The organism is Brevundimonas sp. (assembly GCF_004210735.1).
Lineage (GTDB): Bacteria > Pseudomonadota > Alphaproteobacteria > Caulobacterales > Caulobacteraceae > Brevundimonas.
In genome coordinates this window covers 1-3,073 of sequence record NZ_SDZL01000109.1, presented here as the reverse complement: position 1 = coordinate 3,073, position 3,073 = coordinate 1, and the positions used below count along the sequence as shown (strand labels likewise).

Genomic DNA, 3,073 nt, shown 5'->3' with positions numbered 1-3,073 from the left:
CTCGGGCGGGCTCTCGACCGGGGCGGTGGCGCCGTCGTCGGGCGAGGGCTCGGGCTGCGGATTGTCGGCGGGCGCGGCGGCGATCACCATGTCCGAGACGATGGACACAGGCACCGACGAGGGCAGGGGCCTGGGCTCTTTCCGCGGCCACGACACCAGGGCGAGCGCGACCACCCCGGCGTGCAGGGCGATCGATCCGATGATGGCCGGGCTGGGGCGACGCAAGGGGGCCTAGCCTTCCCCTGAGGTCGGCGCAGCGAGGGCGGCGGACGCGGCCTCTTCGCCGGCGGCGGTGTCGGTGATCAGGTTCAGCTTGGTGAAGCCGGCGGCGGACAGCCGGGCCATGACGCGGGCCACGGCCTGATAGGGGGCGCGGCCGTCGGCGCGGATGAAGATCGGCTTTTCGCGCGCATCCTCGCCGCCTTCTTCGGACACGCGCAGGATCAGGCGTTCCCAGCGCACCTCGCCGTCGCCGATGAACATGGCGCCGTCGCGGTCGATGGAGACGGTGACGGGCTCATTGCTGGTCTCGACCGCGCTGGCCTCGGTTTTCGGCAGTTCAACCGGAACGCCGACGGTCAGCAGCGGCGCCGAGATCATGAAGATGATCAGCAGCACCAGCATGACGTCCACCAGCGGGGTGACGTTGATCTCGCTCAGCGGGCGTTTGCGGGCGCGCCGCCGGCCCCTGACATGTCCGCCGCCGCCGGCGCCGCTCATGGCCATGGCTCAGAAGCCCCGGCGCGGTTCGACGGGCGGGGCCGAGGCGGCCGGCGCCGCCAGACGGCGGGCCACGGCGGCCTGCAGATCGTCGGCGAAGCTTTCCAGACGGCCGGTGAACTTGCCCGCGTCAATCGAGAATTTGTTGTAGGCGATATAGGCCGGGATGGCCGCCGCCAGGCCGATGGCCGTGGCGAACAGCGCCTCGGCGATGGCCGGCGCCACGGTCGTCAGATTGGTGTTGCCCGCCTGGGCGATGCGGTCGAAGGCGTTCATGATGCCCCAGACGGTGCCGAACAGGCCGATGAAGGGCGAGGCGGTGGCGACCACCGACAGCACGCCCAGGCCGTTCTCGACCTTCTGACCCTCGCGGGCGATCAGGCTGTCCAGCGAGCGGTCGATGCGCGACATCAGGAAGCCGCCCTGGGTCTCGTTCAGGGCGCCGCCGCGACGCGCTTCCTTCCATTCGGACAGGGCGACGACCAGCATGCGGGGCAGGGGATGCTCCGGATTGGTCCCGGCCTGGGCGGCGATGTCTTCCAGCGAGCGGCCCGAGTTGACGTCGCGCTCGAAGGCGTCGGCCAGACGGTTCAGGCGGGTGAAGCGGACCGCCTTGTCGATGATCACGGTCCACGACCACAGCGAGGCGACGGCCAGGCCGATCATCACCGTCTTCACCACCCAGTCGGCGGTCAGAAACAGCTCGACCGGGTTCAGCATCGAGGCGTCGGCGGCGACAGTCATGCGCAATGGTCCCTTGGCGGCGTCGGTCCCTATCCAGCGGGCCGACGTGGCGGTTTGATGGCGGGTCTAGCGGGCGTCGCCGCCCGCGTCACCCGTCGTCGCCTGACAAGTGCGTTATGGCGAAGCTTCGCAGCGTCAGATGCACCCGTCGGTCAAGGCCTGGGTCTCCAGCGCATGAAGCCGCTGGCTGAGGGGAACCAGCTCGCCGACGATGTCGGTGGCCTGTGCGTTGGTGGCCTGTGCGGCGCGCTGCTGGGCCATGATCGCCTGGCCGGTCGCGGCGCCGGAGGCGGCCGAGGCGACGAAGCCGACGCCCGGAACCAGACTGGCCAGGCCTGTGGCCCAGGCCGTGGCCTGCCCGGCGCGGACAGTGGCCTGGGTGTTGCGGGCGTTCTGTTCGGATGCCTGACCATTGCCCTGAAGCTGGGCCTGAAGCGACTGCTGGCGCAGGCGCATCCGGGCGATTTCGGCCAGTTGGGCCGTGCAGGCTTCTGATTGGGGCGATGCTGCGGGCGCGGGAACGGTTGGCGAAGCCGCGGTGACGGTCTCGGGCGCGGCTTCGGGCGCGGCGTCAGGCACGGTCTGGGCGACGGCCGGGCCAGTCAGGCCAGCGATGGCGATGAGGGTCAGCAGGATTTTCATTTTGGCGTCCCGATGGGGCACGCGACAGATCGGTCGCGCCGGAAGCCTAGGGGACGGCGGGTCGGGCTGCTTGGTCACCCGTCGAAATCTGGGCGTAATCCTGTCGCGGATCGCGGGCCGCAGTGGTCACCGTTCGGCCAGCAGCGGACCGATCTTCTGCACCAGGCCGGGCGTCGGGCGGCGGGGGCGGCCGTCCAGATGGATGCAGATGACCTCGACCTCGGCCGTGCACAGGACTTCGCCGTCACGCTCGACCGCCTGCCGGATCTTGAGCCGGACGCCCCTGAAGCTTTCGTAGACGGTGCGGACCACCAGGGCGTCGTCGATGCGGGCGGGTCGAATGAATTTCAGCGCCATCTGCGAGACGACGAAGGCCAGCGGCCGGTCGCCGTCCAGCAGTTCGGCATGGCCGATGCCCGCCAGCCGCAGGAAATCCGACCGCCCGCGCTCGAAATAGCGGACGTAGTTGGCGTGATAGACCAGACCGGTGAAGTCGGTGTCCTCGTAATAGACGCGGACCGGCAACAGATGCGCGTGGCCCTCGAAACGGCCCAGGGTGGGGTGGTCGGTCATGACGGGTCTCAGGCAGCGGGGGGCGGAGCGCGGTTGAAGCCGGGGCAAAAACGGTCGCGCAATTCGCGGAACTCGGCCCCCAGCGGATCGTCGCTGAGCAGGATGCGGCCGGGGCGCGAGACGAAGGCGACGGCGTGCGGGTCGCCGTGCACGCCGCCATAGCCGCACAGGGCGCGGCCGGAGCCGGGCTCGACGTAGCGCAACTCGGCGGCCGGCCCCAGCTGTTCGCGCAGCTGGGCCAGGGCGCGCTGCGACGCCGTCGGCTGATCGGGTCCGAAACGGGCGCCCTGGCTGACGGCGTACAGGCTGAGGGCGCCGAGCAGCAGGACCGCGACGCCGAGGGCGGCGATCAGCCGTTGGATCGTGATGGTGCGACGCGCCATGAAGCCTCCTC

At 70.4% G+C, this 3,073-nt stretch carries 5 protein-coding genes and 1 pseudogene; all 6 read right to left on the bottom strand.

Annotated elements, in window-relative coordinates:
* Positions 1-225, bottom strand: a pseudogene (locus EON91_RS14150) (hypothetical protein); the annotation flags it as partial.
* 6 nt (positions 226-231) lie between these two features.
* A complete protein-coding gene (locus tag EON91_RS14145) occupies positions 232-726 on the bottom strand; it encodes an ExbD/TolR family protein (RefSeq protein ID WP_292096002.1) in 495 nt (164 codons plus the stop codon).
* 3 nt (positions 727-729) lie between these two features.
* Entirely contained in the window at positions 730-1,464 is a 735-nt protein-coding gene (gene tolQ, locus EON91_RS14140; protein ID WP_292096001.1) for a protein TolQ, read from the bottom strand.
* Between the two features lie 135 nt (positions 1,465-1,599).
* Entirely contained in the window at positions 1,600-2,106 is a 507-nt protein-coding gene (locus tag EON91_RS14135) for a hypothetical protein (RefSeq protein WP_292095999.1), read from the bottom strand.
* Between the two features lie 126 nt (positions 2,107-2,232).
* On the bottom strand, positions 2,233-2,679 hold the full coding sequence (ybgC, locus tag EON91_RS14130) for a tol-pal system-associated acyl-CoA thioesterase (protein WP_292095997.1): 447 nt from the start codon (positions 2,677-2,679) through the stop codon (positions 2,233-2,235).
* An 8-nt stretch (positions 2,680-2,687) separates the two neighbouring features.
* Positions 2,688-3,073 (bottom strand): hypothetical protein (locus EON91_RS14125; protein ID WP_292095995.1); only part of this gene is annotated, 386 nt, incomplete at its 5' end.